General features: G+C 66.7%; 27 protein-coding genes. 10 read left to right on the forward strand and 17 right to left on the reverse strand.

The window, feature by feature from the left end; translation table 11 throughout:
• Positions 1-8: 8 nt before the first annotated feature.
• Together ORI27_RS29380 and ORI27_RS29385 are read right to left on the reverse strand one after the other, a co-directional pair.
• Positions 9-845, reverse strand: a complete 837-nt coding sequence (locus ORI27_RS29380) for a lysophospholipid acyltransferase family protein (protein WP_266000697.1) — start codon at positions 843-845, stop codon at positions 9-11.
• 160 nt (positions 846-1005) lie between these two features.
• Positions 1006-1479 (reverse strand): GtrA family protein, encoded by a 474-nt coding sequence (locus ORI27_RS29385; protein ID WP_266000673.1) that lies wholly within the window; start codon positions 1477-1479, stop codon positions 1006-1008.
• A 91-nt stretch (positions 1480-1570) separates the two neighbouring features.
• Between ORI27_RS29385 and ORI27_RS29390 the strand changes: the two genes are divergently transcribed.
• Both ORI27_RS29390 and ORI27_RS29395 read left to right on the forward strand, forming a co-directional pair.
• A complete protein-coding gene (locus ORI27_RS29390) occupies positions 1571-2545 on the forward strand; it encodes a diacylglycerol/lipid kinase family protein (RefSeq protein WP_266000674.1) in 975 nt (324 codons plus the stop codon).
• 248 nt (positions 2546-2793) lie between these two features.
• A complete protein-coding gene (locus tag ORI27_RS29395; RefSeq protein ID WP_059021738.1) occupies positions 2794-3048 on the forward strand; it encodes a WhiB family transcriptional regulator in 255 nt (84 codons plus the stop codon).
• Between the two features lie 87 nt (positions 3049-3135).
• Here the strand turns inward: ORI27_RS29395 and ORI27_RS29400 are convergent, their stop codons facing one another.
• Both ORI27_RS29400 and ORI27_RS29405 read right to left on the reverse strand, forming a co-directional pair.
• Entirely contained in the window at positions 3136-4632 is a 1497-nt protein-coding gene (locus ORI27_RS29400; RefSeq protein ID WP_266000676.1) for a sensor histidine kinase, read from the reverse strand.
• A gap of 4 nt (positions 4633-4636) precedes the next feature.
• Complete coding sequence (locus tag ORI27_RS29405; protein ID WP_036345994.1) at positions 4637-4852, reverse strand: biotin/lipoyl-binding carrier protein; 216 nt, start codon at positions 4850-4852, stop codon at positions 4637-4639.
• A 112-nt stretch (positions 4853-4964) separates the two neighbouring features.
• Here ORI27_RS29405 and ORI27_RS33230 point away from each other — a divergent pair, with 112 nt between their 5' ends.
• Complete coding sequence (locus tag ORI27_RS33230; protein WP_099252079.1) at positions 4965-5039, forward strand: 50S ribosomal protein bL37; 75 nt, start codon at positions 4965-4967, stop codon at positions 5037-5039.
• A gap of 51 nt (positions 5040-5090) precedes the next feature.
• Here the strand turns inward: ORI27_RS33230 and rsrA are convergent, their stop codons facing one another.
• Both rsrA and ORI27_RS29415 read right to left on the reverse strand, forming a co-directional pair.
• The gene (rsrA, locus tag ORI27_RS29410; RefSeq protein ID WP_266000677.1) at positions 5091-5405 is read right to left on the reverse strand and encodes a mycothiol system anti-sigma-R factor; all 315 of its coding nucleotides are present in this window, start codon (positions 5403-5405) and stop codon (positions 5091-5093) included.
• The gene (locus ORI27_RS29415; RefSeq protein WP_266000699.1) at positions 5402-6037 is read right to left on the reverse strand and encodes a sigma-70 family RNA polymerase sigma factor; all 636 of its coding nucleotides are present in this window, start codon (positions 6035-6037) and stop codon (positions 5402-5404) included. Before ORI27_RS29415 ends, rsrA begins: the two co-directional genes overlap by 4 nt.
• Before the next feature lie 242 nt (positions 6038-6279).
• On the opposite strand from ORI27_RS29415, the gene ybaK reads away from it, so the two are divergent.
• Both ybaK and ORI27_RS29425 read left to right on the forward strand, forming a co-directional pair.
• Entirely contained in the window at positions 6280-6768 is a 489-nt protein-coding gene (gene ybaK, locus ORI27_RS29420; protein WP_266000678.1) for a Cys-tRNA(Pro) deacylase, read from the forward strand.
• 10 nt (positions 6769-6778) lie between these two features.
• A complete protein-coding gene (locus ORI27_RS29425; protein ID WP_266000679.1) occupies positions 6779-7630 on the forward strand; it encodes an SDR family oxidoreductase in 852 nt (283 codons plus the stop codon).
• Here ORI27_RS29425 and ORI27_RS29430 read toward each other — a convergent pair.
• From ORI27_RS29430 to ORI27_RS29440, 3 genes are all read right to left on the reverse strand, one after another.
• On the reverse strand, positions 7627-9363 hold the full coding sequence (locus ORI27_RS29430; protein ID WP_266000680.1) for a sensor domain-containing diguanylate cyclase: 1737 nt from the start codon (positions 9361-9363) through the stop codon (positions 7627-7629). The two genes, ORI27_RS29425 and ORI27_RS29430, sit on opposite strands and share 4 nt — an antisense overlap.
• Positions 9364-9464: 101 nt before the next feature.
• On the reverse strand, positions 9465-11003 hold the full coding sequence (locus ORI27_RS29435; RefSeq protein ID WP_266000681.1) for an aldehyde dehydrogenase family protein: 1539 nt from the start codon (positions 11001-11003) through the stop codon (positions 9465-9467).
• Between the two features lie 55 nt (positions 11004-11058).
• Entirely contained in the window at positions 11059-11838 is a 780-nt protein-coding gene (locus ORI27_RS29440) for an SOS response-associated peptidase (protein ID WP_266000682.1), read from the reverse strand.
• 44 nt (positions 11839-11882) lie between these two features.
• Between ORI27_RS29440 and aroA the strand changes: the two genes are divergently transcribed.
• The 3 genes from aroA to ORI27_RS29455 are packed head-to-tail and all read left to right on the forward strand — an operon-like array spanning position 11883 to position 15044.
• Positions 11883-13169 carry a 3-phosphoshikimate 1-carboxyvinyltransferase gene (gene aroA / locus ORI27_RS29445; protein WP_266000683.1) on the forward strand — a complete coding sequence of 429 codons (1287 nt, stop codon included), beginning with the start codon at positions 11883-11885 and terminating at the stop codon, positions 13167-13169.
• Positions 13166-14155, forward strand: a complete 990-nt coding sequence (rsgA, locus tag ORI27_RS29450; protein ID WP_266000684.1) for a ribosome small subunit-dependent GTPase A — start codon at positions 13166-13168, stop codon at positions 14153-14155. Before aroA ends, rsgA begins: the two co-directional genes overlap by 4 nt.
• A gap of 40 nt (positions 14156-14195) precedes the next feature.
• Complete coding sequence (locus ORI27_RS29455) at positions 14196-15044, forward strand: aldo/keto reductase (protein ID WP_266000686.1); 849 nt, start codon at positions 14196-14198, stop codon at positions 15042-15044.
• A 76-nt stretch (positions 15045-15120) separates the two neighbouring features.
• Here ORI27_RS29455 and ORI27_RS29460 read toward each other — a convergent pair whose 3' ends face one another.
• From ORI27_RS29460 to ORI27_RS29480, 5 genes are all read right to left on the reverse strand, one after another.
• Positions 15121-16356 (reverse strand): fatty acid desaturase family protein, encoded by a 1236-nt coding sequence (locus ORI27_RS29460; RefSeq protein WP_266000688.1) that lies wholly within the window; start codon positions 16354-16356, stop codon positions 15121-15123.
• Between the two features lie 70 nt (positions 16357-16426).
• Positions 16427-17575, reverse strand: a complete 1149-nt coding sequence (locus ORI27_RS29465) for a ferredoxin reductase (protein ID WP_266000689.1) — start codon at positions 17573-17575, stop codon at positions 16427-16429.
• A 62-nt stretch (positions 17576-17637) separates the two neighbouring features.
• On the reverse strand, positions 17638-18156 hold the full coding sequence (locus ORI27_RS29470) for a DUF6912 family protein (protein WP_266000690.1): 519 nt from the start codon (positions 18154-18156) through the stop codon (positions 17638-17640).
• 9 nt (positions 18157-18165) lie between these two features.
• Complete coding sequence (gene ppk2 / locus ORI27_RS29475; protein ID WP_266000691.1) at positions 18166-19023, reverse strand: polyphosphate kinase 2; 858 nt, start codon at positions 19021-19023, stop codon at positions 18166-18168.
• A gap of 25 nt (positions 19024-19048) precedes the next feature.
• Complete coding sequence (locus tag ORI27_RS29480; RefSeq protein WP_266000692.1) at positions 19049-20458, reverse strand: WS/DGAT/MGAT family O-acyltransferase; 1410 nt, start codon at positions 20456-20458, stop codon at positions 19049-19051.
• 180 nt (positions 20459-20638) lie between these two features.
• On the opposite strand from ORI27_RS29480, the gene ORI27_RS29485 reads away from it, so the two are divergent.
• Positions 20639-21100 carry an Rv3235 family protein gene (locus ORI27_RS29485; protein WP_266000693.1) on the forward strand — a complete coding sequence of 154 codons (462 nt, stop codon included), beginning with the start codon at positions 20639-20641 and terminating at the stop codon, positions 21098-21100.
• 55 nt (positions 21101-21155) lie between these two features.
• On the opposite strand, the gene secA is transcribed toward ORI27_RS29485, so the two are convergent.
• From secA to ORI27_RS29500, 3 genes are all read right to left on the reverse strand, one after another.
• Entirely contained in the window at positions 21156-23936 is a 2781-nt protein-coding gene (secA, locus tag ORI27_RS29490) for a preprotein translocase subunit SecA (RefSeq protein ID WP_266000694.1), read from the reverse strand.
• 76 nt (positions 23937-24012) lie between these two features.
• Positions 24013-24687, reverse strand: a complete 675-nt coding sequence (gene hpf / locus ORI27_RS29495) for a ribosome hibernation-promoting factor, HPF/YfiA family (protein ID WP_407666464.1) — start codon at positions 24685-24687, stop codon at positions 24013-24015.
• A gap of 295 nt (positions 24688-24982) precedes the next feature.
• Positions 24983-25612: a ComF family protein gene (locus ORI27_RS29500; protein ID WP_266000701.1), complete on the reverse strand. Its 630-nt coding sequence runs from the start codon at positions 25610-25612 to the stop codon at positions 24983-24985.
• Between the two features lie 53 nt (positions 25613-25665).
• On the opposite strand from ORI27_RS29500, the gene ORI27_RS29505 reads away from it, so the two are divergent.
• Positions 25666-26487 (forward strand): alpha/beta fold hydrolase, encoded by an 822-nt coding sequence (locus tag ORI27_RS29505; protein WP_266000695.1) that lies wholly within the window; start codon positions 25666-25668, stop codon positions 26485-26487.
• Positions 26488-26608: the final 121 nt, after the last annotated feature.

Here is a 26608-nt window from a genome sequence, read left to right on the forward strand (position 1 = left end):
CGGTCGTGCTACCCCGATTCCGGACGCGCGGCCCGGAACCAGCCCAACGGGCTCAGCCGGCGATAGGGATCGCTCTGGCGCAGCAGCAACAGGTCGTCGAGGATCTGCTCGAGCTGAGCCTGGGTGCGCCGCTTGACCACCTCGGCCCAGCCCGCCGCGTCGACGCCGACCGGCGTCGTGGTGTCGATCGGGGCGCCGAACCGCAGATACATCCGCTCCGGCCGGGGAATGAGTGTCGGCCCCACGCCGCGCATCAGCGGTATGGCCATATCGTCTCGGCCGGCGAGGCGGCTGCTCACCGCCTGGCTGAACCGGCCCCAGGCGCCGCGCCGCGACGTCAGGCTCCGGTAGACGTCGTCTCCGCCGACCAGTCCCACAGGCACGATCGGGTAGCCGTTCTCCACCGCGACCCGCGCAAACCCCGAACGCCCCTCCCAGCGCAGGGTGTACTCCTCCCCTTTGAACTTCGGTATCTCGCGACCGCCCCCGGGGAAGACCAGGACCGTCTCGTCGTGGCGCATGAGTTCACGTGCGGTCTCCGGAGCGCCGACGACACCGCCGAATGCCGCCAGCAGGTCGCCGGGCAGGCCGCGCATCTGCCCGAACTGGCGGTCGGCAAGCGGCCGCACCCGGACCCCGATCGCCCGTCGGACGACATACGGGATCAGCAGGCTCTCGACGCTGCCAGTCTGAGTGTGGTTGCCCACCAACAGAAATCGGCCATCGGCGGGCAGGTTGCCCAAGCCGTCGATGTACGGGCGCCACAACTCGACCACCGGGTCAACGCTGTCGGCGACAACGCCCAGCACACGCTTGAGGACCCGCACCCGAGGCGGGTGATCCATGACGGCGGCAAGTGCCGACCCGTCGACCGTGGTGCGCGACGCCCGCTCGGCATCTGGTCTACCGCTCACTGTGACTCCTCACCCGAACCCGCTCCATTAAAAACGAACTAGTTCGTTCTTTATACCCCGGCTCCCTGAGAAGCACCTGGATCCGCGGGGATCAGCGCCGGAACACCACCCACCGCATGGCGCAGTACATGTAGATCCCCTCACAGGCACCCGCCGCGATCCGGGCCAGGTGGTATTCGACGCCGAATGCGCGCAGCGCGGTGGAGACCCCGAGGATGAACGCGAGGTAGTTGATCACGACCACGACGACGTACACGGCCACCTGCGGCCCGACCGCACCGTGCGACTGAAAGTTCACCACGCGGTTGAGGACATAACTCGCGGCGAAGGCACATGCATAGGCCAGCGTGACCGCGAGCCCGAACGGCGCATGCAAGAAGCCGTGCAGCAGCGTCAGCACGATCAGATCCAGGGCGAAGGTGCCGGAGTTGATGACGACGAAACCCAGAAATGTCGGCGCCACAACGGAACTCAGACCGAACGGCAGGCGCGCGACCACCGCCTCGCAAGCCCGGTGGAACCAGCCGACGGCACTGGCCGAATCCGATTCCGACTCCACCACCACGTCGCGAGCATGCCACCGGCAGCTGACCCGTCAGTGATGAGCAGGCAAACACTTCGATTCCCGTCTCGGCTCGCGGTTAGGCTCATGGCTCGTGCGCGCCGTCCTGATCGTCAACCCGAACGCCACGTCCACCACTGCCGCCGGCCGCGACCTGCTCGCCCATGCGTTGGAGAGCCGAGTCGAGCTGGCCGTCGTCCACACCGATCACCGTGGTCACGCCATCGAGATCGCCGCGGCCGCCAAGCATGACGGTACCGACGTGATCATCGTCCACGGCGGCGATGGCACCGTGAACGAAGTGGTCAACGGGCTGTTGGGCAGGCCCGGCGGGCAGGAGCGGAGCGACACGGTGCCCGCGGTGGCCGTGGTGCCGGGCGGATCGGCGAACGTGTTCGCCCGGGCGCTGGGCATCAGCCCGGATCCGATCGTGGCCACCAATCAGCTGGTCGACCTACTCGGCGCCCGCCGCAACGGCGCGCCGTGGCGGCGGATCGGATTGATGGACTGCGGCGAGCGCTGGGCGGTGTTCACTGCCGGGATGGGTGTGGACGGCGACGTCGTGGCAGCCGTCGAAGCGCAGCGAGCGAAGGGCCGCAAGGTAACTGCCGGGCGCTACATCCGGGTCGCGGTACGCGAGATGTTGGCCAGCGCCCGCAAAGAGCCCCTCCTGACCCTCGAGCTGCCCGATCGGCCGCCGATCACCGATGTCTACTTCGCGTTCATCTCCAACTCGAGCCCGTGGACCTACGCCAACACCCGGCCGGTGTGGACCAACCCGGACACCACCTTCGAGACCGGCCTGGGGCTCTTCGCCGTGACCAGCATGAACGTCTGGAGAAACCTGATGCTGGTGCGACGCATGGTGTCCAAGAAACACGACATCAAGGGCAAGCACCTGATCCGGGAGGACGATGTGGCCTCAGTGCGGATCATCAGCGCCGAACCGGTCGCCAGCCAGATCGATGGGGATTTCCTGGGCCTTCGCGAGGAAATGACGTTCCGGGCGGTTCCCGGGGTGCTGAGTGTCGTGGCTCCGCCTGCGGCGGAACCTCCTGACCAGCGGTAATCGCTTCACGCTGGCTGGTTCAGGGCGCAGATGGGTTGAGTGTAGTACAAACGGGTAGAGGGCTAGGAAACCCACCCCCAGCCAAACCTTGTAGTGAGATTGCACACGTGTTAACTGCGTCCTATTGACATCCGTCGAGGCTGTGAAACGATCGGATGCAACAGCACAGAAACAATTGTGTGCACGCGTTAACAGCCGAAGGAAAAGCCTGCGCGGTTCGTCGCGCACATAGTAAGGAGTAACGACAAATGGATTGGCGCCACAAGGCGGTCTGCCGTGACGAGGATCCGGAACTGTTCTTCCCGGTCGGAAACAGTGGTCCGGCGCTCGCCCAGATCGCTGATGCGAAGCTCGTCTGCAACCGGTGCCCGGTGACGACGGAGTGCCTGACCTGGGCATTGGATTCCGGCCAGGATGCCGGCGTCTGGGGCGGCATGAGCGAGGACGAGCGCCGTGCGCTCAAGCGTCGCAATGCCCGCACCCGCGCGCGCAGCGGCGTCTGAGTCCTTTCGCAGTTCGTAAGATCGCGGCCCCCGGCAAATGCCCGGGGCCGCGATTTCTATTTGTAAATGTCGGCTCGGTCACATTTGCTATTGCGGAACTCGCGCGGTCGCACGTCGCCCGAGTGGCACGCGTAACACGACATCGGTCCCGCCGCCGGGAACGTCGTGCATTCCCAGCGAGCCGTCCAGCTCCGCGGTCACCAGGGTCCGCACGATCTGCAGGCCCAGCCGATCGGACTTCTCCAGGCTGAAACCGTCCGGGAGGCCGCGCCCGTCGTCGTGCACGACGACATCCAGCCACCGGGCCGAGCGCTCGGCCCGGATGGTCACACAACCCTGCTTCGCCGACGACTCGAAGGCGTGCTCGATGGCGTTCTGGACCAGTTCGGTGACCACCATCACCAGCGCGGTGGCCCGGTCGGCGTCGAGCACGCCCAGCGCCCCGTCCCGGTTGATCCGGATGGGCGAGTCGACTCGGGCCACGTCGTTCATGATCGGCAGGATCCGGTCGATCACCTCGTCGAGGTTGACCTCCTCGTCCACCGACATCGACAACGCCTCGTGCACCTGCGCAATCGAGGCCACCCGGCGTACCGACTCCATCAGCGCCTCGCGAGCTTCCTCGTTGCTGGTGCGGCGAGCCTGCAGGCGCAGTAGTGCGGCGACGGTCTGCAGGTTGTTCTTGACGCGGTGATGGATTTCGCGGATCGTCGCGTCCTTGGACAGCAGGGCGCGGTCACGGCGCTTCACCTCGGTGACGTCCCGGATGAGCACCGCTGCCCCGGCCGCGGCGCCGTGAACCACCAGCGGCAGCGTGCGCAGCAGCACGGCGGCACCGCCGGCGTCGACTTCCAGTCGCATGCTCGATCCGCCAGCCAGTGAGTCGCGCACATGCTCGGCGAGTTCCTGGGCCTCGAAAGGGTCGGAGATGAGCGGCCGGGTGATCGCCACCAGGTTGTGCCCCTCGAGTTCAACCGCCAGCCCCATCCGGTGGTACGCCGACAGCGCGTTCGGGCTGGCGTAGGCCACCACGCCGTCGACGTCGAGGCGGATGAAACCGTCGCCGACCCGCGGGCTCGATCGCGACAGCGCCAGATCGCCGACGTTGGGAAACGTGCCCTCCGACAACATGTGCAGCAGATTGCCCGCACAGTCCAGGTAGGCCCGTTCCAGCGGCGAGGACGTGCGCCGCTCGGCCAGCGCGGTCTGGTGGGTCAGGACCGCCACCACCTGGGTCCCATAGCGGACCGGGACGGCTTCGACATCGAGATCGGGCTCCCGCAGCTTCGGATCGCTGTCGCCACGTCCGATGGCGCCCGAGGTGAACGCCGACGTCACCAGCGGTAGCTCACCTTGGGCGACGACGCTGCCGACGGCGTCCTTGAGCAGGACGGTCGGCGCGGTGTTGGGCCGGCACTGGGCCACGCAGACGAGTGCGCCGTCGTCACGGCGCACCCACATCAGATAGTCGGCGAACGAGAGGTCCGCCAGCAGCTGCCATTCGCCGACCACCGCGTGCAGGTGGTCCACGGCGCCGCCCGGCAGCACCGTGTGCTCGGCGAGCAGGTCACCGAGGGTGGACACGGAGCTAGTCGATCACGGCAATGAGGTCGCCGGCCTGGATGACGTCGCCCACGGACACGCTGACCTCGGTGATGGTGCCGCCGACTTCGGCCAGCACCGGGATCTCCATCTTCATCGACTCCAGGAGAACCAGGGTGTCGCCCGCGCCGATCTGGTCTCCCTTGCTGACCACGACCTCGAGCACACTGGCCACGATCTCGGCGCGAACATCCTCGGCCATCTTCACCCTCACTCTCTCGATGCGGCTCCTATCGAACCACAACACCGGGTGGTCAGAGGTTCGATGGCGCCGTGAGACACTGTATTCAGCGTCAAATCAACGGAGGTACATCATGGCCAAGCGTGGCCGTAAGAAGCGTGACCGCAAGCACAGCAAAGCCAACCACGGCAGGCGGCCCAACAGCTGATACACAAAGTGCCCGGCAATCTGCCGGGCACTTTTGTATTGCAGGCGATCGCTATCCGCGCCGGATGATGGTGGTTTGGCTGATCTGCAGGCGCACCCGTTCCAGCAGATGCTTGGGAGCCTTGTCTCCGCTGCACCGGGACGCGACCAGCTTCTTGATGCGCTCCTCGACTCCGTAGTACTGCAGGCACGTCGGGCACTCCTCGAGGTGCTGGCGCAGCCGGTCTTTCGTCTCGGCCGTGCATTCACCGTCGAGCAGCGTCCACACCTCGGCGATCACCGCGGCGCATTCCGGATGATCGGGGTCGACCGGGCCGATCGGCGGACGCCAGTCCTCGTCGCCGCCGGATACGTGTTCGTCGCTCATGAGGACACCTCCTCCGGCGTGCCCTCCGCCTGCCCGCGGTTAAAACCGCGTTCCTTGGCGACGTCGGCCAGCAGGCCGCGCAGCTGGCGCCTGCCTCGGTGGAGCCGGGACATCACCGTCCCGATCGGGGTGTCCATGATTTCGGCGATCTCCTTGTACGGGAAGCCCTCGACGTCGGCGTAGTACACCGCCATCCGAAACTCTTCCGGCAACGCCTGCAGAGCTTCCTTGATCTCGGTGTCTGGCAGCAGTTCAAGAGCCTCGACCTCGGCCGAGCGCAGTCCGGTGGAGGTGTGCTCGGCGTTGGCCGCCAACTGCCAGTCGGTGATCTCCTCGGTCGGATACTCGGCCGGCTGGCGCTGCTTCTTGCGGTAGCTGTTGATATAGGTATTCGTCAGAATCCGGTACAACCACGCTTTGAGGTTGGTGCCCTCTCGGAACGACCGGAACCCGGAATAGGCCTTGACCATGGTCTCCTGCAGGAGGTCTTCGGCATCTGCCGGGTTGCGCGTCATCCTCAGGGCACCGCCGTAGAGCTGGTCCAGCAGCGGAATCGCGTCACGCTCGAAGCGCGCGGTCAATTCCGCGTCGGACTCCTCACGCTGAGGTGCCTCGGTGTCGATATCGGTCATCGTGGGTGACACAGTCCCTTCTGCCGCGGCGCCCCAGACGGACTCCGGCAGCGGTATCGGACGGATGAGAAGTGCGGGCGCCTGCTCTTGGGCCATCATGCAGACTGCGACTGACACCGGACTTCTCTCCTTCCAATCCTAAGGCTGTGACCAACAGCTTTTCCGATTGCGGCCTCGACGGCCGCGAATACTGTCCACAACAGGATTTCTCATCGAGCTATTTCCCACGGTTAACTGTGCCGGTGAGTCGTGCAGCAACCCCGGCGATCGCCGCGCTGGTGAAGGCCGGTGTGGCCCATGAGGTGCTGCGCTATCACCACGACCCGCGATCACAGTCCTACGGCGAAGAGGCGGTCGCCGCTCTCGCCGGTGATTCCCTGGTGCCCGAACAGATCTTCAAGACGCTGGTCATCGCGGCCGGCTCGACGCTGGCGGTGGCCGTGTTACCAGTGCCGTGGAAGCTGTCGCTGAAGGCCGCCGCCGCGGCGCTGGGGCTGTCCAAGGTGACGATGGCCGATCAGGCGGCGGCCGAGCGCGCCACCGGCTACGTGCTGGGCGGCATCTCACCGCTGGGCCAGCGCAAGCGGCTGCCGACGGTGGTGGACGCGTCGGCACTGGGCTTTGAGAGGGTGCTGTGCAGCGCCGGCAAGCGCGGCTGGGACCTGGCGCTCGCCCCGCAGGACCTGGTTCGGCTGACCGACGCGGTGACCGCCGACATCCGGGCGGTCTAGGGTGGCACGGATGGCAGGTATTTTCTCCGGCAAGACCATGTTCATCTCCGGCGCAAGCCGCGGCATCGGGTTGGCGATCGCCAAGCGCGTCGCGGCAGACGGGGCCAATATCGCGCTGGTGGCCAAGACCACCGAGCCCCATCCCAAACTGCCGGGCACCATCTACACCGCAGCCAAGGAGATCGAGGATGCCGGCGGCCAGGCCCTGCCCATGGTCGGCGACGTCCGCGACGGCGACTCGGTGGCCGCGGCGGTGGCCAAGGCTGTCGAGCAGTTCGGCGGCATCGACATCTGTGTCAACAACGCCTCGGCGATCAACCTCGGCTCGATCGAAGAGGTGCCGCTCAAGCGCTTCGATCTGATGAACGGCATCCAGGTTCGCGGCACCTACGCCGTCTCGCAGGCCTGTATCCCGCATATGAAGGGTCGGGAGAATCCCCACATCCTCACTCTCTCGCCGCCGATCCGGCTGGAGTCGCAGTGGCTCAAGCCCACCCCCTACATGATGGCGAAGTTCGGAATGACTTTGTGTGCCTTGGGGATTGCCGAGGAGATGCGTTCGGTGGGCATCGCGTCGAACACCCTGTGGCCGCGCACCATGGTCGCTACCGCCGCGGTGCAGAACCTGCTCGGCGGCGACGAGGCGATGGCCCGCTCCCGCAAGCCGGAGGTGTACTCCGACGCCGCCTACGGGGTGCTGAGCAAGCCGGCCGGCGAATACACCGGACACACCCTGCTGTGCGAGGACGTGCTACTGGAGTCCGGGGTCAGCGACCTGTCGGTGTACGACTGCGTGCCCGGCTCCGAGCTGGGCGTGGACCTGTGGGTCGACACCCCCAACCCGCCCGGTTACCCGTCCTAGGGAGCCAGGCACACGACGGCGTTGCGGCCCGCGTGTTTGGCCCGATACATCGCCGAGTCGGCTCTGGTGGTCATGGAGGTGACGGGTTCACCGGGAGACGCGAGCGTCACACCGATGCTCAAGGTGGCGCAGATGGTCCTGTCCCCGTGGGGGATCGGTTCAGCGGCGCGCGAGCGAATAGCCTCGGCGATCGCGGTCGCCTCGTCGATGCCGCCGATGCCGGGTAACAGGATCAACAATTCGTCACCGCCGGTGCGGCCGACGGTATCTCCCGGCCGCACACACTCATGGACCCGCATCGCCATGGTGGCCAGGACAAGGTCACCAACCGCATGGCCTTGAGTGTCGTTGATCTTCTTGAACTCATCGATGTCGCAGAAGAGCAGGCCGATGTAGGAGCCCGGCTCGGGCTGGCCGTCGAGCGCTGCCTCGAGGCGTCGCATCACCTCGGCGCGGTTCACCAGACCGGTCAGCGGGTCGAACCGCGCCAGATGTTCGAGCCGTCGCTCGGCATCTACCTGGTCGTCGACGACCCGCAGCGCAGCGATCAAGCCGTCGGCCTGGCCGTCGCCGTCGAAGTACGGCTTGGAGCGGCAATCGACCCAGTGGTAACCACCGCCGGCCGTGCGGACCCTGAACCGTCCCACCGAGGGCTTACCCGCGGCTATCCGCTGCGCACTGGCCGCCACCACGTGCATGTCGTCAGGATGGACGCGGCCGGTGAAGTCAGATCCGACCCACAGCGACGGCGGATCACCGAACGCGGCTTGCACCGACGGCGAGATCCACTCGACCTCCGTGCCATGCAGGCGGATCACGGTGTCGACGGCGTTCTCGGCGAGGATCCGGTAGCGGGCCTCGGCATCCGCACGCTCGCGGCTCAGGAGTTCCTTGTCGATGAGTAGTCGCTGTTCACGTTGACTGAGATAGAACATTGCGACGCCGGTGGTGACGGTACCCACCGAGATCGACAAGGCCCAGGCCGCATCGCTTGGCACGCCAAGCATCAGCAGGGCCAGTCGCGACAGCCCGATGACGATGGGCAGGCCGGCCAGGACCCCGACCATTCGGACCAGGGTCCAAGCGTCGGATCGAGCCAGCAGCCAGGCGGCGGGGTTGTGGTCGAGCCTCGCGGCGAAGCTGGCCGCACCCAGCAGCAGCAGGCACAAGGCGGTAGATATCGCCATACCTGTCGACGGCGTGACAGCGATGACGGAGAGCGCCTGGAACAAGTAGGCGGCGGCCATGACGGCCGGCAACGCAACCCCTGCCACCAGGCTCACCACGCGCACCGCCCGGGCCCATCGCTGATCGAGCCGCGTCAACCCGACGGCGATCGCCAGCAGCAGAACTGTCGCGGCGGTCTGCGGGCTGGGACGGCCCGGCCAGGTCTTCTGCATGGCTCGAACCTCGCCGGGGAACCACCACTGATCCAGCCCCAGGCGCAGGCCTGCCGCGTATTCGGTGAGGAACGCCACGGCGGCTAGACCCGCAACGACCGCGAGGCCACATCCGACCCGCACTCTGGCAGGCGAGGGTTCGCCGGACAGAACGAGAATCGCGACCGCCAGCGCGGCCAGCAGTAGCGCCGTCCACGGCACCATTTGTGGCCAGGATGGCCAGACGCGGGTCAATCGCTCGGTTCCGGTCGCCCAGCCCAGCCAGTCCACCGCGGCAATGGCCAACACCACACCCAAGGCCGCGCGCCCCGACAGCATGAGCAAGGTGCTCAAGCGGGACTGAGGATCGCGCTCGCCTGACTGGTTTCCCCCCACCTCGACCAACTTAACCCCCGGTCGGCCACCCCAAGCACGAATTGAAACGCGTTGAAGCCCTATTTGCCGGGGCGCACCCCGAACCGGCGCACGCCCTTGCCGGCGAAGGCCCGCATCGCCCGGATCGCCATCCGCGCCTGCCGACGCGACGACGAGTACCACACCAGTTCGGACTTCTGGGTCGGGATCCGCGGTGCGGTGATCGCCTGCTGGCGGCAGAACTTGATCAGCCCGCTGGGACCGCCGGCCCGGTAGCCGATGCCGGAGTCCTTCCAGCCACCCATCGGCAGCGAGGGGCAGAACACGTTGGTCAGTGCGTCGTTGATGTTGACCGCGCCGCAATCCAGCCGCCGGGCCACCCGCTCACCGCGGTCGATGTCGCCGGTCCACACCGTGGCCGAGAGCCCGTACTTGGAGTCGTTGGCCAACCGGATGGCCTCGTCCTCGTCGGCGACCTTGACCACCGGCAGGGTCGGGCCGAAGGTCTCCTCGGCGATGCAGGACATGGCCGGGGTGACGTCGGCGAGCACGGTCGGCTGGAAGAAGGTACCGACGCCGGTGGGCTTGCCGCCGGTCAGCACCCGAGCCCCGGCGGCGACCGCCTCCTGGACGTGGCGGTCGACGATGTCACACTGGGCGGCGGTGGCCATCGCACCGGTGTCGTACTTGAAGCCCGAATCCTCCTGCCCCTGAGCAATGTTGCGGACGTTCGCAGTGAGCTTGCGGACGAACTCGTCGTACACCGGAGCCTCGACGTAGACCCGCTCCACCGAGATACACACCTGCCCGGAGTTGAACATCCCACCCCAGGCGATGCCGTTGGCCGCGCGGTCGACGTCGGCGTCGGCCAGCACGATCGCCGGGTCCTTCCCGCCGAGTTCCAGGCTGAGCGGTTTGAGCTGCTGGGCACACGCCACCGCGACCTTGCGGCCGGTGGCCGTGGACCCGGTGAAGTGGACATAGTCCGCGTTGTCGATCACCGCGGCACCGGTCTCGCCATACCCAGTGGCCAACCCGAGCACCGGCGGCGCCCCGACCTCGGTCCAGCCGCGGGCGAACTCGACGGCCGAAAGCGGGGTCACCTCAGACGGTTTCAACAGCACGGCGGCGCCCGCTGCCAGCGCGGGCACCACGTCGAGGGCCAACATCGCCAGCGGGAAGTTCCACGGCTCGATGATCCCGACCAGCTGATAGGGGCGGTACACCGTGGTCAGCTTCTTCACCCGGTAGATCAGGGTGTGGGGCTTGGGATGAGCATCGGCCAGGAAGGCCTCGGCGTTTCCAGCCCAGTACTTGATCGAGTCGGCCAGTGCCACCGGTTCGAGGCTGGCATCTTTACGCGACTTCCCGGTCTCCGACATCAGCACCTCGGTGAGGTGGTCGGCATTGTCGAGAATCCAGTCCTGCCACTTGAACATCCAGGCTTTCCGCCCGCGCGGGCCGATCTCTTCCCACTCGGTCTGGTACAGACGCAATTCCCTGGCCTTAGCGGCCACAGTATCGGGGCCGTCGACCGGCACGGTGCCGGCGACACGCCCGTCGGCGGGGTTGCGCACGGTGATGGTGGCTTGATCGGCCTTCGGCTCGACAGCGGTCATGGCCGCTCCTCTCGCTGGGCAGGACTTGCCTGCGAGCGTAGCCGCTGCCGAGCCGCTAGAACAGGCCAACCGGTTGGTTGTGCGGGCCGGCCGGCTCGATGAGCTCGGGCCCGTTGTTGCGGACGCTGTTCACCAGGGTGGACACCTCCCGCACGTCGATGCCCGCGATATCCGGCGGTGCGCCGAGCAGTTCGGTGTCCGCGGGCTGGTCGGGGTCCAGCCAGCGGTCCCAATCCCGCTGTGCGACCACCAGCGGCATCCGGTCGTGGATCTCGGCGAGCTCCCCGACGGCGTCGGTGGTGATGATCGTGCATGTCAGCAGCGGAAGCGCGGCATCATTTGCTTTCCAGACCGACCACAGGCCGGCCATGAACAGCGGCTCACCGTCATCCCGATGCATGTAGAACGGGGTCTTGCGGGCTTTCTTGCCCGCCGGCGTGTCCGGGTTGGGCTTCCATTCGTAGTAGCCGTCCATCGGTACCAGGCAGCGCTTGCTCTTCGCCGACGCCCGGAATGCCGGTGACGTGGTGACCTTCTCGGCACGGGCGTTGATCAGCAGAGGGCCCTTTGCCTCCGGGGTGCCGTCAGCGGTCGCCTTCACCCACGGCGGCACCAGGCCCCAGCGCATCAACCGCACCCGTCTGGTGGGCGTGTCCGTAGAAGATGAAGCCTCGCTGTGGCGGCTCACCACGGTGGCGACCGTGGCCGTCGGCGCGACGTTGTAGTTGGGTCCGCGGGCCTCAGAAGCCGAGGTGCCCGCTGTAACTTCATCGATGGCCTGGATCTTCTCCGCGAGCAGAGCCGGGTCGGTGGTCACCGCGAAACGTCCGCACATGCCTCCATCGTGGCGCACGCACCCGACAGGGCAGGATGTAAGCCGTGAGCACCGAGCTATGGACGGCACCCTGGACGGAGACAGCCGTCGACGCCATGGTGACCGTGCCCGGCTCGAAATCGCAGACCAACCGCACCCTGGTGCTCGCGGCACTGGCCGCGGCGCAAGGAAACGGCCGCTCCTCGATCAGCGGCGCCCTCCGCAGTCGCGACACCGACCTGATGATCGGAGCCCTGCGGGCATTGGGCATCGACGTGTCCGGCGCGGGCGCCGAGCTGGCGGTCGGCGGAGCACTGGCCCCGGGACCGCAGGCGCGGATCGACTGCGGGCTGGCCGGCACCGTGCTGAGGTTCGTCCCGCCGCTGGCGGCGCTGAGCACCTCGGTCGTCGAATTCGACGGTGACGAGCAGGCCCGAAGCCGGCCGATCGCTCCCCTGCTCGACGCGCTGCGTGGGCTCGGTGTCGACATCGACGGCGCGGGCCTGCCGTTCCTGGTCCGCGGCCTCGGCGCCGTCGAGGGTGGCACCGTCCATATCGACGCGTCGGCTTCCTCTCAGTTCGTCTCTGGCCTGCTGCTCTCCGGTGCGGCCTTCACCCAGGGGGTGACCGTGGTGCACACCGGCACCTCGGTGCCCTCGGCACCGCACATCGCGATGACCGTGGCCATGCTGCGCGAGGCCGGCGTCGAGGTCGATGACGGAGGAGCCAACCAATGGCGGGTGGCGCCGGGACGCATCGCGGCCCGGCATTGGGATGTCGAGCCGGACTTGTCCAACTCGGTGCCATTTCTGGCCGCGGCCGTGGTGACCGGTGGCACGGTGGGTATCACCGGCTGGCCGGCCGATAGCGTGCAGCCGGCCGACACCATTCTGGCGATCCTCGGGTTGCTGGGATCGACGGTGCACCTCACGGATTCACACTTGGAGGTGCGCGGTCCACAGTTCTACGACGGCTTTGATGTGGACTTGCACGATGTCGGCGAGCTGGCCCCGGCGGTGGCGGCGCTGGCCGCGCTGGCGGCGCCGGGCTCGGTGTCTCGGTTGACCGGCATCGCGCACCTTCGCGGCCACGAGACCGACCGGTTGGCGGCGCTGACCACCGAGATCGGCGGGCTCGGCGGTAGGTGCACCGAAACCGATGACGGCCTGGAGATCACCGCCACTCCCCTGCACGCCGGCACCTGGCACTCCTACGCCGATCACCGGATGGCGATGGCCGGGGCCATCATCGGGCTGCGGGTGCCCGGAGTCGCCGTGGAAGACATTGCGACCACCGGCAAGACCCTGCCGGACTTCGCGGCGCTGTGGACCGAGATGGTGAGCCGCGGTTGAGCCCACGCGAGTACGACGAGTCCGACGTCAGAATCAGGTCGGGCCGTGGCTCGCGCCCTCGCACCAAGACCCGTCCCGAACACGCCGACGCGGTGTCGGCCATGGTGGTCACCGTCGATCGCGGCCGCTGGGGCTGCGTCCTGGACGGTGACCCGCACCGCCACGTCACCGCCATGCGCGCCCGCGAATTGGGCCGCACCCCCATCGTCGTCGGCGACCTGGTCGACGTGGTCGGCGATCTCAGCGGGCGGCCCGATAGCCTGGCCCGGATCGTGCGCCGTGGCGAACGGCGGACTGTGTTGCGCCGCACCGCGGATGACACCGATACCACCGAACGTGTCGTCGTGGCCAATGCCGACCAGTTGCTCATCGTCGTCGCGCTCGCCGACCCTCCGCCGCGCACCGGCCTGGTGGACCGGGCGCTGATCGCGGCATACGCCGGCGGGATCAGGCCGATTCTCTGCCTGACGAAGACCGATCTGGCGCCGGCCGAGCCGTTCGCCGAACACTTCTCCGATCTGGAGCTGACCGTGCTGACCGCCGGCCGCGACGATCCTCTCGATGAGGTGGAACGCTTGCTGGCCGGGCAGGTCACCGTGTTGCTCGGCCACTCCGGGGTGGGCAAATCCACCATGGTGAATCGCCTTGTACCGCAAGCAGACCGCGCCACCGGTGAGGTGTCGGGCGTCGGCAAGGGCAAGCACACCTCGACGCAGTCGGTGGCGCTGCCGCTGCCCGTCGGCGGCTGGGTGATCGACACCCCGGGCATCAGGTCGTTCGGCCTGGCCCACATCGAACCCGACGATGTGCTGCGGGCGTTTTCGGATCTGGCGGACGCGATCGGGGACTGCCCTCGCGGGTGCGGGCACATGGGTCCCCCGGCCGACCCCGAATGTGCGCTCGACGCGCTGACCGGGGCACCCGCGCGGCGCGTCGCAGCGGCGCGGCGCCTGCTGTCCGCGTTGTCAGAAGGCACCGCGTACTGATAATTGATTGCAACACCAACTGAGAGGGCACGCCGAAGACATGAGCACTGTTCCGAATCTGACACTCAACGACGGCACCCAGATCCCGCAACTCGGGTTCGGCGTCTTCCAGATCCCGCCCGAAGAAACCGCTTCGGCGGTGCGCACCGCCCTGGAGATCGGCTATCGCCACATCGACACCGCGGAGATGTACCAGAACGAGAAGGGCGTCGGGCAGGGCATCCGGGATTTCGGCATCGACCGCGGTGAGGTCTACCTCACCAGCAAGCTCAACAACGGTTTTCACAAGCCCGACGATGCCCGTCGCGCGTTCGACGCGACGATCGAGGCACTCGGCTATGACTATGTGGACCTGTTCTTGATCCACTGGCCGCTCCCGACGCTGTACGACGGCGACTTCGTCTCCACCTGGAAAACGTTGGAGGAATTCAAGAAAGACGGCCGCGCCCGCAGCATCGGGGTGTCCAACTTCCAGATCCACCACCTCGAAGAACTGGCCCGCGACACCGAGACCGTGCCCGCCGTCAACCAGATCGAGGTGCACCCGTACTTCGCCAACGACGCGTTGCGCGCCTACGGCACCGACCACGACATCCTCACCGAAGCGTGGTCACCGATCGCCCAGGGAGCGGTGCTCGGCGACCCGGTGATCGGCGGGATCGCCGAGCGGATCGGCAAGAGCCCGGCCCAGGTGGTGCTGCGCTGGCATATCGAGCGCGGCGACATCGTCTTCCCGAAATCAGTCACGCCGGAACGGATCAAGGAGAACATCGAGATCTTCGACTTCGAGCTGGGCGACGAGGACATCGATGCCATCACCGCCCTCGACAAGGGTGAGGCCGGGCGCATCGGCCCGAACCCGGATGTCTTCGACTGGATCCCGAAGTAAAGCCGCATCGAGTCTGCGGTGAGCGCGGCGACACGCCGACGATCCGCGCTCTGGCCGCAGAATCGATGCGATGACCTTAGGCGGCCTTGGCGATACGCTTCTCGCGGCGCTTGGCCCGCACGGCCGCGATGGCGGACTTGAGCCCGCGGCGCGGTTCCTTACCCAGTTCGTCGAACATCCGCTCGCTGCGCGTCTCCGGTGCGTCATCGACGGTGTCGCGCAGGTACTTGTCCGGAAGTGACAGCTTGGCGATCGTGCGCCAGGTTTTGGCGTACTGCACCACGAACGGGCCGCTGGTGTAGGGCAGGTCGTACTTGTCGCAGACCTGGCGCACCCGCACCGAGATCTCGGCCAGCCGGTTACTCGGCAAGTCGGGGTACAGATGATGCTCGATCTGGTACGACAGGTTGCCGGTCATGAAGTCCATGGCCCGGCTGCCGTCGATGTTGGCGCTGCCCAGCATCTGCCGCAGGTACCACTGACCCTTGCTCTCGCCCACCATGTCGGTCTTGGTGAATTTCTCTGCGCCATCAGGAAAGTGGCCGCAGAAGATCACCGCGTTGGCCCACACGTTTCGGATCACGTTGGCAATTGCGTTCGCGGTGGCCGTCGAGCGATAGGTGGCGCCCGGGGACAGCGAGGTCAGCGCCGGGAAGGCGACGTAGTCCTTGAGCAGCTGCCGCCCGGCCTTGGCGCCGAACTCGCGCACTCGGATCAAGGTGGCCTTGCGATCGTCGCGCCCTTTCCAGATCTTGCCGAGCTCGAGGTGCTGTAACCCGACGCCCCACTCGAAACCGATGGCCAGCAGGGTGTTGAACAGAAGGTTGCCGTAGAGATTGAACGGCTTCCAGCGTTGATCACGGGTGACTCGGATGACGCCGTAGCCCACATCGTCGTCCATGCCCAAGATGTTGGTGTACTTGTGATGCATGAAGTTGTGGGTGAACCGCCAGTGCTTGGACGCCCCGCTCATGTCCCACTCCCACGACGAGGAGTGGATCTCGGGGTCGTTCATCCAGTCCCACTGGCCGTGCATGACGTTGTGGCCGATCTCCATGTTCTCGATGATCTTGGCCACGCCCAGGGTCACGGTGCCGGCCCACCACGCCGATCGCTTGGAGCTGGCGGTGAGTATCAGCCTTCCGGCGATCTCCAAGCCGCGCTGGGCTGCGATGGTGCGGCGGATGTAGCGCGCATCCCGCGCGCCCAGGGAATCCTCGATGTCCTGGCGGATGGAGTCGAGCTCGACCGCCAAGCTCTCGATGTCGGCGTCGGTCAGATGCGCAAACGCGTCCACATCGGTAATTGCCATAACTCATGCCTCCCTTCTTGCGCCTACGCTACCGTAACCTACGTTCCCGTAGGTTACTAAGCAGTAAACCTCAGACATCGACCACGCAGTCGCCCGCCGCGGCCGAAACGCACGTTTGGATCCGGGTACCCGGTTCGTGCTCGGTACCCGTGCGCAAATCGCGGACGTGGCCGTCGACGAGAGCCACCACGCAGGACTGACAGATGCCCATCCGGCAGCCGAAGGGCATCCGCACCCCGGCCTGCTCGCCGGCCTCCATCAGCGACGTCGCCGCGTCCGCTGTCACCGTCTTGCCGCTGCGGCCGAAGGTCACCGAGCCACCCTGTCCGTGAACGGCAGCCCGGGACGCTGCGAACCGCTCCAGATGCAGCTGCTCGCCGATCCCGGCGGCCTGCCACACCTTCTCGGCCTCGCTGAGCATTCCCTCCGGGCCGCAGGCCCAGGTCTGACGCTCTCGCCAATCCGGGACCATGTCGTCGAGCCGGCGCAGGTCCACGCGCCCCTGGGTGCGGGTGGTGCGCACGGTCAGCCGATAGCCGTCGTTGTCGCGAGCCAGCTCGGCCAGCTCGCTGCCGAACATGACATCGGATTCGGTTGGAGCCGAATGGATGTGAACGATATCGCCGATCTGGTCTCGGCGAGCAAGGGTCCGCAGCATCGACATCACCGGGGTGATGCCGGAGCCACCGGTCACGAACAGCACCGAGGCCGGCGCGGGATCAGGCAGCACGAAGTTGCCCTGAGGCGCCGCCAGCCGGACGATCGTGCCGGGCTTCACGCCGCCGACCAGGTGGGTGGACAGGAATCCTTCGGGCATCGCCTTGACGGTGATGGTGATGGTGCGCGAACGGCCCGCCCCGTGGGCATGCGGGCTAGAGGTCAGCGAATAGGATCGCCACCGCCAGCGGCCGTCGACCAGCAGACCGATTCCGATGTATTGGCCGGGCTGGTAGTCGAAGGTGAAGCCCCAGCCCGGTTTGATGACCAGCGTCGCGGAGTCCTCTGTTTCGCGGCGGACCTCGAGCACCCGGCCGCGCATCTCGCGCGCCGACCACAAGGGATTGGCCAACTGCAGATAGTCGTCGGGCAACAATGGCGTGGTGATCCGCCCGACCAGGGCGCGCACCGCGTCGATCGCGGGATTGCGTCCCTCGCCGACGACCGTCGGCCGTATGGTGTCGACCACGTTCGCACTGATCTTCACCTGGCTCTTCGCCATCGCACGCCTCCTGCCGCCGTCAAACCTACGGTACCGTAACTTACGGTCCCGTATCTAGGCGCTCAGAGCAAATCGAGCAGGAACGGTAGCTCCTGGGTGGCGTACCAGGCCAGGGCGTGATCCTGGGCATCACCCACGATGAACTCGGCGTCCTCGTCCCCCAGGTCGGCGTCGTCGACGACGGCGATCGCAGCCTTCACCGCCGGCTCCGCATCGGAGTTGTCCACGTAGGCGGCGACCACCTGATCCAGGGTGATCCGCCCGCTGACCCGGACCACGGCGTCGTCCAGATCGGGCCGGGCGGTCGCGTCCGCATCGGCGACGAGGACCGCGCGACGCAGCGGACGCCCCTGGGAAGACGGGCCGGCCTGCTCGTCACCGCCCGCACCGGCCAGCAGCCGCAACGACGCCAGCGCCGCCTCGCTGATGGCCACCTCGGCCAGTTCTTCGTCATCGCCCTCGGCGTAAGACTCCCGCAGCGTCGGCGTCACGGCGAAGGCCGTCCCGCTGAGCGGCCGGAGCGACCCGTCGGCGACCAGCTGCTGCAACATGGCCAACGTGGCCGGGATGTAGACCCGCATACCGGCAGATTAGCCGCCCTTCTCGCGGTCCCCGAGCAGGGTGGAGACGTGGTCGTCGACATAGGTCGACACTTCCCGCGAAGGGCGCTGGTAGTTGCCCAGCACCGGTCGTTTGGGCAATTCGACCGCGGGATGCTCGACCTCGTCATAGTCGATGCTGGCCAGCAGGTGGGCCATCATGTTGAGCCGGGCGTGTTTCTTGTCGTCGGACTCGACCACGATCCACGGGCTGTTCGGGGTGTCGGTGTGCACCATCATCTCGTCCTTGGCCCGGGAATAGTCCTCCCAGCGGTACACCGACTCCAAGTCCATGGAACTGAGCTTCCAGCGCCGCAACGGATCGTTGCGGCGCGACTTGAACCGGCGCAGCTGTTCATCATCGGAGACCGAGAACCAGTACTTGCGCAGGATGATCCCGTCATCGATGAGCATCTGCTCGAAGATCGGGCATTGCCGCAGGAACAGGGTGTGCTCCTTGGGGCTGCAGAATCCCATCACCCGCTCGACCCCGGCACGGTTGTACCAGGACCGGTCGAACAGAACGATCTCACCGCGCGCCGGCAGGTGCTCGATATAGCGCTGGAAATACCACTGGCCGCGTTCACGTTCGGTCGGCGCGGGCAGGGCGGCGATCCGCGCGACGCGCGGACTGAGATATTCGGTGACGCGTTTGATGGTGCCGCCCTTGCCCGCCGCGTCCCGGCCCTCGAATACCACGACGACCCGCGCGCCGGTGGATTTGACCCACTCCTGCAGCTTCACCAATTCCGTTTGCAGCCGGAATAATTCGGCCCTATAGACGTCCTTGGGAATCTTGCGGTTGCGCTTCTTGGCTGAATCCGCACCGCCGGAATCGACCTTGCTCATCGCCGAATAGTACTTCTACCGGGGCCTATTGCGCGGCTTCGAGCAACTCGTCGAGCGATTCGGCGAGCAGGGTCGGCAACACATCGACATCGCTCATGGCGTCACGGTCGGCATTGATGCCGAAATACAGCATGCCGCAATACGACGTCACACCGATGGCCAAAACCTGATTGTGCAACAACGGCGGCACCGCGAAGATCTCCAGGAGCTTGGCACCGGCGAGATACATCTGTGACTGCGGCCCCGGAACATTGGTGATCAGCAGATTGAATTGGCGCGCGGAGAACTGGGTGGCGACCCGGGTACCCATCGCGTGCAGGGTGGGCGGCGCGAACCCGGACAGCGTGACGATCGTGCGGGCATCCACCAAACTCGCAGCGGCCGAGTGCGACTCGGTGGTATGGGCGATCTGGGATAGCCGTACCACGGCGTTACCCTCGCCCACCGGCAGGTCGACGAGGAACGGCGCCACTTCGCTGATGGCCTGGCCCGGACCCGACGTGTCCAGGTCGGCCTCCGGGTACACGGACGTGGGTGCCATCGCCCGGACCGTCGAGCTGTTGGTGACGGGCTCGCCGCGCGACAGCAGCCAATTGCGCAGGGCGCCGGCGATCACGGCCAGCACGACGTCGTTGACGTCGCAGTCGTAGCGTGATCGCACCAGCCGGTAGTCGGCCAGCGAGCCGGCGGCGACGGTGAATCGACGGTTGCGGGAGACCTTGGTGTTCAGCGGGCTGCTGGGGGCGGTGCCGCGGGCGACGGTGCGGGCGACGTCGGTCAGCCGCCGGGCAAGCTCGGTCAACTCACCGCTGTTGTTGGCGACCTCGCCGATGGCCGAGCGGACCGCCTGCATCTGCACCCGCGGCCGGGCGAACCACTCACCGACCGCCCCGACCAGCAGTTGGCTGGTGGTGGGCTCGGGACCCGGAATCCAGATGTCCTCACCGAATGTCGGTGGCTTCTGGGTACGGTCGGCGACGACGTGGCCGATCTCCAGCGCCGTCATCCCGTTGACGAGGGCCTGATGGGACTTGGTGTAGATCGCCAGCCGGTTCTTGGCCAGCCCCTCGATGAGGTACATCTCCCAGAGCGGGCGGGACCGATCCAGCGGGCGGGAGCCCAGCCGGGCGATGAGTTCGTGCAGCTGCGCGTCGCTGCCGGGCGAGGGCAGCGCCGAGCGCCGCACGTGATAGGTGATGTCGAAGTCGGGATCGTCGATCCACACCGGACGTGCCAGGCCCAGGGTGACCTCGCGGATCTTCTGGCGGTAGCGCGGGATCTGGGGCAGTCGACTTTCGACGGTCTCCAGCAGGGTTTCATAACTGAGGCCCGAACGGGGCTTGCGCAGAATCGCCAGTGAGCCGACATACATCGGGGTCGAGGTGTTTTCCAGGTGATAGAACGACGCATCCGATGCCGACAACCGAGTCACCATCGTCGTGACATTCCCCTCATCTACTACTCCCCCACCCACTCCGTCTCGACACGGTAACCGCCCACCCCCGACCGCCGCATCGCGGGTGCATACGCCGATGCCGCGAGTGTGCCATCATGTCGCCATCGGCTTGCCCCTCTCCGGCAGCCGGTCCCACCGACCGAGCACCGGAGAGTGTCTATGTCCTGCGTCATTCCCGTCGTCGACTACGAACCGCCCGTGCTTCAGACAGCACCCCGGCAGACTCGTCTGTTGCGCCCCCGCGCCGACGCCCTACCGCGGCCGCCGGCACCACGGCCAACTCGGGCCACACCGATGCGCGCCGCCGCCGGGTTCGCCGACGCGGCCCTCCGCCGGGTGCTCGAGGTGATCGACCGGCGGCGGCCGCTATCCCAATTGCGCCCGCTGCTGGCGGCAGGATTGGTCGATTCACTGCTGCCGGCGGTGACCCGCCACGAGGGCCGCGGCGCCGCGCGGCTGCGCCGGCTACGGATACAGCCGGTCGACTCCGAGGGGTCCGCCGCCGAGGTGGCCGCCAGCTACAGCCGAGACGACCGCATCCATGCCATCGCCTGCCGAGTCGAGCAAGTGGCCACCCCGACCGGGGTGCGCTGGCAGGTGGTCGCGCTACACATCGGCTAGTGCCAATCGTCGGACTCCTCAGCGGCTCACTTCGCTGCGCCGCATCGTCGCCCAACTAGCCGCGCCGCAGACTCCTGCTCTCCTTGGCCTGCTTGCGAGCCGCCTCGCGACGTTCTTTGCGGCTGGTGCCCGGCGCGGGTGCGGCGTGCTTGCCGCCGCCGTTGCGCTGCAGTTCGGCCGAACCATCTTCGGCGGGCCCCGAGTAGGTCAGCTTGCGCGAGTCTTCGTCCTCGATCCCCTTGGCGCGCAATGCCGGCGCTGGCTCCTGTTGCTGGGCACCGAGATCGGCCAGCCCTTGCGGAGTCTGGACGGGGGCCACCGCGGGTGCCGGTGTCGCCTCGACCTGGACGTTGAACAGGAAGCCGACCGACTCTTCTTTCAGGCCCTCGAGCATGCCGACGAACATGTCGTAGCCCTCACGCTGGTACTCGACCAACGGGTCGCGCTGCGCCATCGCCCGCAGGCCGATGCCTTCCTTGAGGTAGTCCATCTCGTAGAGATGTTCACGCCACTTGCGGTCGATGACGTTGAGCAGCACATTGCGCTCCAGCTGCCGCATGGCCCCTTCGCCGGCGAGTCCCGTGATCTCAGCTTCCCGTGTGGCGTAGGCCTTTTCGGCGTCTTCGACCAGCGTGTCGAGCAGTTCCTCACGAGTCAGCTCGCCTGCTTCGCCGACGGCGTCGGTATCGATCAGGTCGTGGTAGTCGATGCCCACCGGGTAGAGCTGCTTGAGCGCGGTCCACAGCTGCTCGAGATCCCAGTCCTCGGCGTAGCCCTCGGCGGTGGCGCCGTCGACATAGGCGGTGATCACGTCGACCAGCATGTCGTGGGCCTGCTGCTGCAGGTTCTCACCCTCCAGGATCCGGCGGCGCTCGTCGTAGATGACCTTGCGCTGCTGGTTCATCACCTCGTCGTACTTGAGGACGTTCTTGCGGATCTCGAAGTTCTGCTGCTCGACCTGGGTCTGCGCGCTCTTGATGGCACGGGTCACCATCTTGGCCTCGATCGGCACGTCGTCAGGCAGGTTGAGCCTCGTCAACAGACTCTCCAGCGTCGCGCCGTTGAATCGCCGCATGAGTTCGTCGCCCAGCGACAGATAGAACCGGGACTCACCGGGGTCGCCCTGACGCCCGGAGCGACCGCGCAGCTGGTTGTCGATACGACGAGACTCGTGCCGCTCGGTGCCCAGCACGTACAGCCCACCGACCTCGATGACGTGCTCAGCCTCCTCGGCGGCCTCGGCCTTGACCTTGGGCAGTTCCTCGTGCCAGGCCGCCTCGTACTCGTCCGGGGTTTCGACGGGATCCAGGCCCCGATCCCGCAGCCGCTTGTCGACCAGGAAGTCGACGTTGCCGCCCAGCACGATGTCGGTACCGCGGCCGGCCATGTTGGTGGCCACCGTGATCGCGCCGCGCCGGCCGGCCTCGGCGATGATGCTGGCCTCCTGCTCGTGGTACTTGGCGTTGAGCACGTTGTGCGGGACGCGCCGCTTCTGGAACTGGCGGCTCAGGTACTCGGAGCGCTCCACGCTGGTGGTGCCGATCAGGACGGGCTGGCCCTTTTCGTAGCGCTCGGTGACGTCGTCGACGACCGCGATGTACTTGGCTTCCTCGGTCTTGTAGATCAGGTCGGTCTGGTCCTTGCGGACCATCGCGCGGTTCGTGGGGATCGCGACCACACCGAGCTTGTAGATCTCGTGCAGCTCGGCGGCCTCGGTCTCGGCGGTGCCGGTCATGCCGGAGAGCTTGTCGTAGAGCCGGAAGTAGTTCTGCAGGGTGATCGTGGCCAGGGTTTGGTTCTCGGCCTTGATCTCGACGTTCTCCTTGGCCTCGATGGCCTGGTGCATGCCCTCGTTGTAGCGGCGCCCGATCAGCACACGGCCGGTGAACTCGTCGACGATCAGCACCTCGCCGTTGCGGACGATGTACTCCTTGTCGCGCTCGAACAGCTCCTTGGCCTTGAGCGCATTGTTGAGGTAGCTGACCAGCGGTGAGTTCGCCGCCTCGTACAGGTTGTCGATGCCGAGCTGGTCCTCGACGAACTCCACACCCAACTCGTGCACACCGACGGTGCGCTTCTTCAGGTCGACCTCGTAGTGGGTGTCCTTCTTCATCAGCGGCGCCAGGCGGGCGAACTCGGTGTACCAGTGCGAGGCACCATCGGCGGGGCCGGAGATGATCAGCGGGGTGCGGGCCTCGTCGATCAGGATCGAGTCGACCTCGTCGACGACGGCGAAGTTGTGGCCGCGCTGCACCATCTCCTCGACCGAGTGGGCCATGTTGTCGCGCAGGTAGTCGAAACCGAATTCGTTGTTCGTGCCGTAGGTGATGTCGGCGGCATAAGCCGCCCTGCGCTCATCAGGGGTCAAGCCCGAAAGGATCACGCCGACCTCGAGCCCGAGGAAGCGGTGCACGCGGCCCATCCACTCGCTGTCACGTTTGGCCAGGTAGTCGTTGACCGTGACCACGTGTACGCCATCCCCGGACAGCGCGTTCAGGTAGGCCGGAAGCACACAGGTCAGGGTCTTGCCCTCACCGGTCTTCATCTCCGCGACGTTGCCGAAGTGCAGGGCCGCGCCGCCCATCACCTGGACGTCGAAGTGGCGCTGGCTCAGCACCCGCCAGGCCGCCTCGCGCGCCACGGCGAAAGCCTCGGGCAACAGGTCATCGAGGCCTTCGCCGTCCGCGACGCGCTTCTTGAACTCGTCGGTCTTGGCCCGCAGCTCCCCGTCGGACAGCTTCTCTACGTCGTCAGACAAGGTGTTGACATAGTCAGCCACCCCCTTGAGGCGCTTGACCATGCGACCTTCGCCGAGGCGCAGCAACTTCGACAGCACGTTTATCCCTTTGGATTGGAGGCTTGGGCGCCCTCCATCCTAGGTGACGCGCTGGTCGAGCCCGGGCAGCCGGCGATCAGCCCAGCCGGATCAACCCGTAGTCGTAGGCGTGCCGGCGATAGACGACCGACGGACGATCCGTCTCCTTGTCCTGGAACAGGAAGAAATCGTGCCCTACCAGCTCCATCTCGTAGAGCGCATCGTCAACGGTCATCGGCTTGGCGGGATGTTCCTTGGTGCGCACGATGCGTCCCGGCTCGTGGTCGTCGACCACCGGTTCCTGGGCGGCCGGCTTCTCGGGCTTGAACGCCGCGGCCGCGTCGATCGGGGGTGTCGCCGCGGTGGCCTCGTGCAGTGATACCGGCGTCTTGTCGCCGTAGTGGACCTTGCGCCGGTCCTTGGTGCGCCGCAGCCGGTTCTCGAGTTTGTGAACGGCGGCTTCGAAGGCCCCGTAGAAGCTGTCCGCGCAGGCTTCACCACGGACGACCGGCCCGCGCCCGCGCGCGGTGATCTCGACGTGCTGACAGTTCTTGCGCTGGCGCCGGTTGCGCTCGTGCTCGAGCTCGACGTCGAAGCGGTAGATGGAGCGGTCGAACCGTTCGAGGCGAGCGAGCTTCTGCGCGACATAGACGCGGTAGTGATCGGGGATCTCGACGTTGCGACCGCACACCTGCACCTCGGCGTTGGCTTGGTCTTCGGCAAGGTCGTCATCCGTCAGGAGCTGACCGGAATTCACGGAATCGATTGACATGCTTGACAACTCGTTTCTCTTACGGGTTGCACGCACTCAGGCGTGCCGGCCTGTATGGGGAGCTGCGCCGACAGGGGTGGCACGAGTTTCACCCGCCGGCGCCAGGGGTCGAGGAACCTCACCTCCTACCGTGGTCGGCGAAGTGGCGGGCCTGTGGTGTAGACCCCGCCCCGTGATGTGTTCACGGTGTGTTGGCCCCGACGGTAGTCGTTGTTCACGGCGCCGTGCCACCTTTTTGGCGCACCTGTTTCCAAGTCTTTCGACCCTTGTTACAAGGACGTACTAGCGGACCTGGTCAGGCCTGCGCGAGGGTCAGCACAGCGGTCACTTTGGCCCCGGCTTTCTCAAGCACCCGGACGGCTTCGCGGGCCGTCGCGCCGGTGGTGACGATGTCGTCCACGAGCAGGATTTCGCCGCTGACCGGGCGCCTCAGCTTGATGCGGCCCGTCACGTTGCGTTCACGGGCGGCACCGGTGAGACCGACGGAGTCGCGAACCATGGCGCGGGTACGCAGCGCCTGGGTGACGTCGATCTCCGGGTGATCTCGGGTGGCCCGCGCCGCGATCCGGGTTATCGGATCGCCGCCGCGGCGGCGGGCGGCCGCGGCGCGGGTCGGGGCCGGGACGACGGTGAACGGGGTGTCCAGGATGCCCCAGCTGACCAGCTGGTGAATGCCCAGGGCCAGGGCGCGGGCCAGCGGTGCGACGAGATCGCGGCGCCCGCGTTCCTTGACCGCGACGATGGCCTGTCGCCGCGGACCGGCGTAGCGGCCGAGGGCGAAGACGGGTGGACCCGGGTCGATGCGCGGCGTGACGAGGTGAGGTTCGTCGGCGTGGACCGCCAGTATCGCCGCGCAGGCGTCACACCACGTGGTCGAGGGCGTGCCGCAGCCTCCGCATTCCAGCGGCAGGATGAGGTCGAGCATGGCCTCGAGTGTGGCGGTTGCGGCCGACACACCCGGTGTCCTGTCCACAGGACATGGCTGGGACGACCGGATTCGTCGAGGCGAAGGGGCTGACGTTCGCCTACATCGAGGAGGGCTCCGGGCCCCTCGTGCTCATGCTCCACGGCTTCCCGGACACGGCGCACACTTGGGACGATCTGCGCCCGCGCATCGCCGCGAAGGGGTACCACGCCGTCTCGCCGCTCATGCGTGGGTACCACCCGAGCGGAGTGCCTGCGGTGGATGCCGATCAGGAAACGCTGGCCCGCGATCCGCTTGCCCTGATCGACGCACTGGGGGCTTCTGAGGCGGTGTTGATCGGCCACGACTGGGGCGCGGCGGCGGCATACGGTGCGGCAGCGCTGGGCCCTGGCCGCGTGACCAAACTGATCACTCTCGCCATTCCACACCCGGCGACATTGAAGCCGTCGCCCAAGAAGCTCTGGGGTGCGAGGCATTTCGCGGCATACAAACTTCCGGGCGCTGCGGAACGCTTCGCCCGCAACGACTTCGCGGCGTTGCCCGCCATCTACCGGCGATGGTCACCGACGTGGACTCCCCCTTCAGAGGAGTTCGACGCCATCCGTGATTGTTTCTCCCATCCGGGGAGCCTCGACGCGGCTTTCGGCTATTACCGCAAGCTGTCCCCACTCCCGTCGCCGTCACTGAAGGCGAGGATCACCGTGCCGACCATCGTCTTTGCCGGACTTGATGATCCGGTCGCCGAGGTGTCCGACTACCGTCGCGCTTCCCGGATGTTCACCGACGGCTACACCATCGAGGAAGTGCCCGGCGGGCACTTCATGCACCGGGAACATCCGGAGGCGTTCGCTGAGCGGGTGTTGGCTCACCTTTGAGGGATCTGTTTTGAGTTCCTAACTGAAGTCAAGCTACTTGTGGGCTCGTCGTAGGCTTGGGTATAGCGGGCTGGGATGTTGGAGCGCTTGGCGACTCCTGTGACTCCTGGCCCGCCTTGTT

The organism is Mycobacterium pinniadriaticum (assembly GCF_026242045.1).
Lineage (GTDB): Bacteria > Actinomycetota > Actinomycetes > Mycobacteriales > Mycobacteriaceae > Mycobacterium > Mycobacterium pinniadriaticum.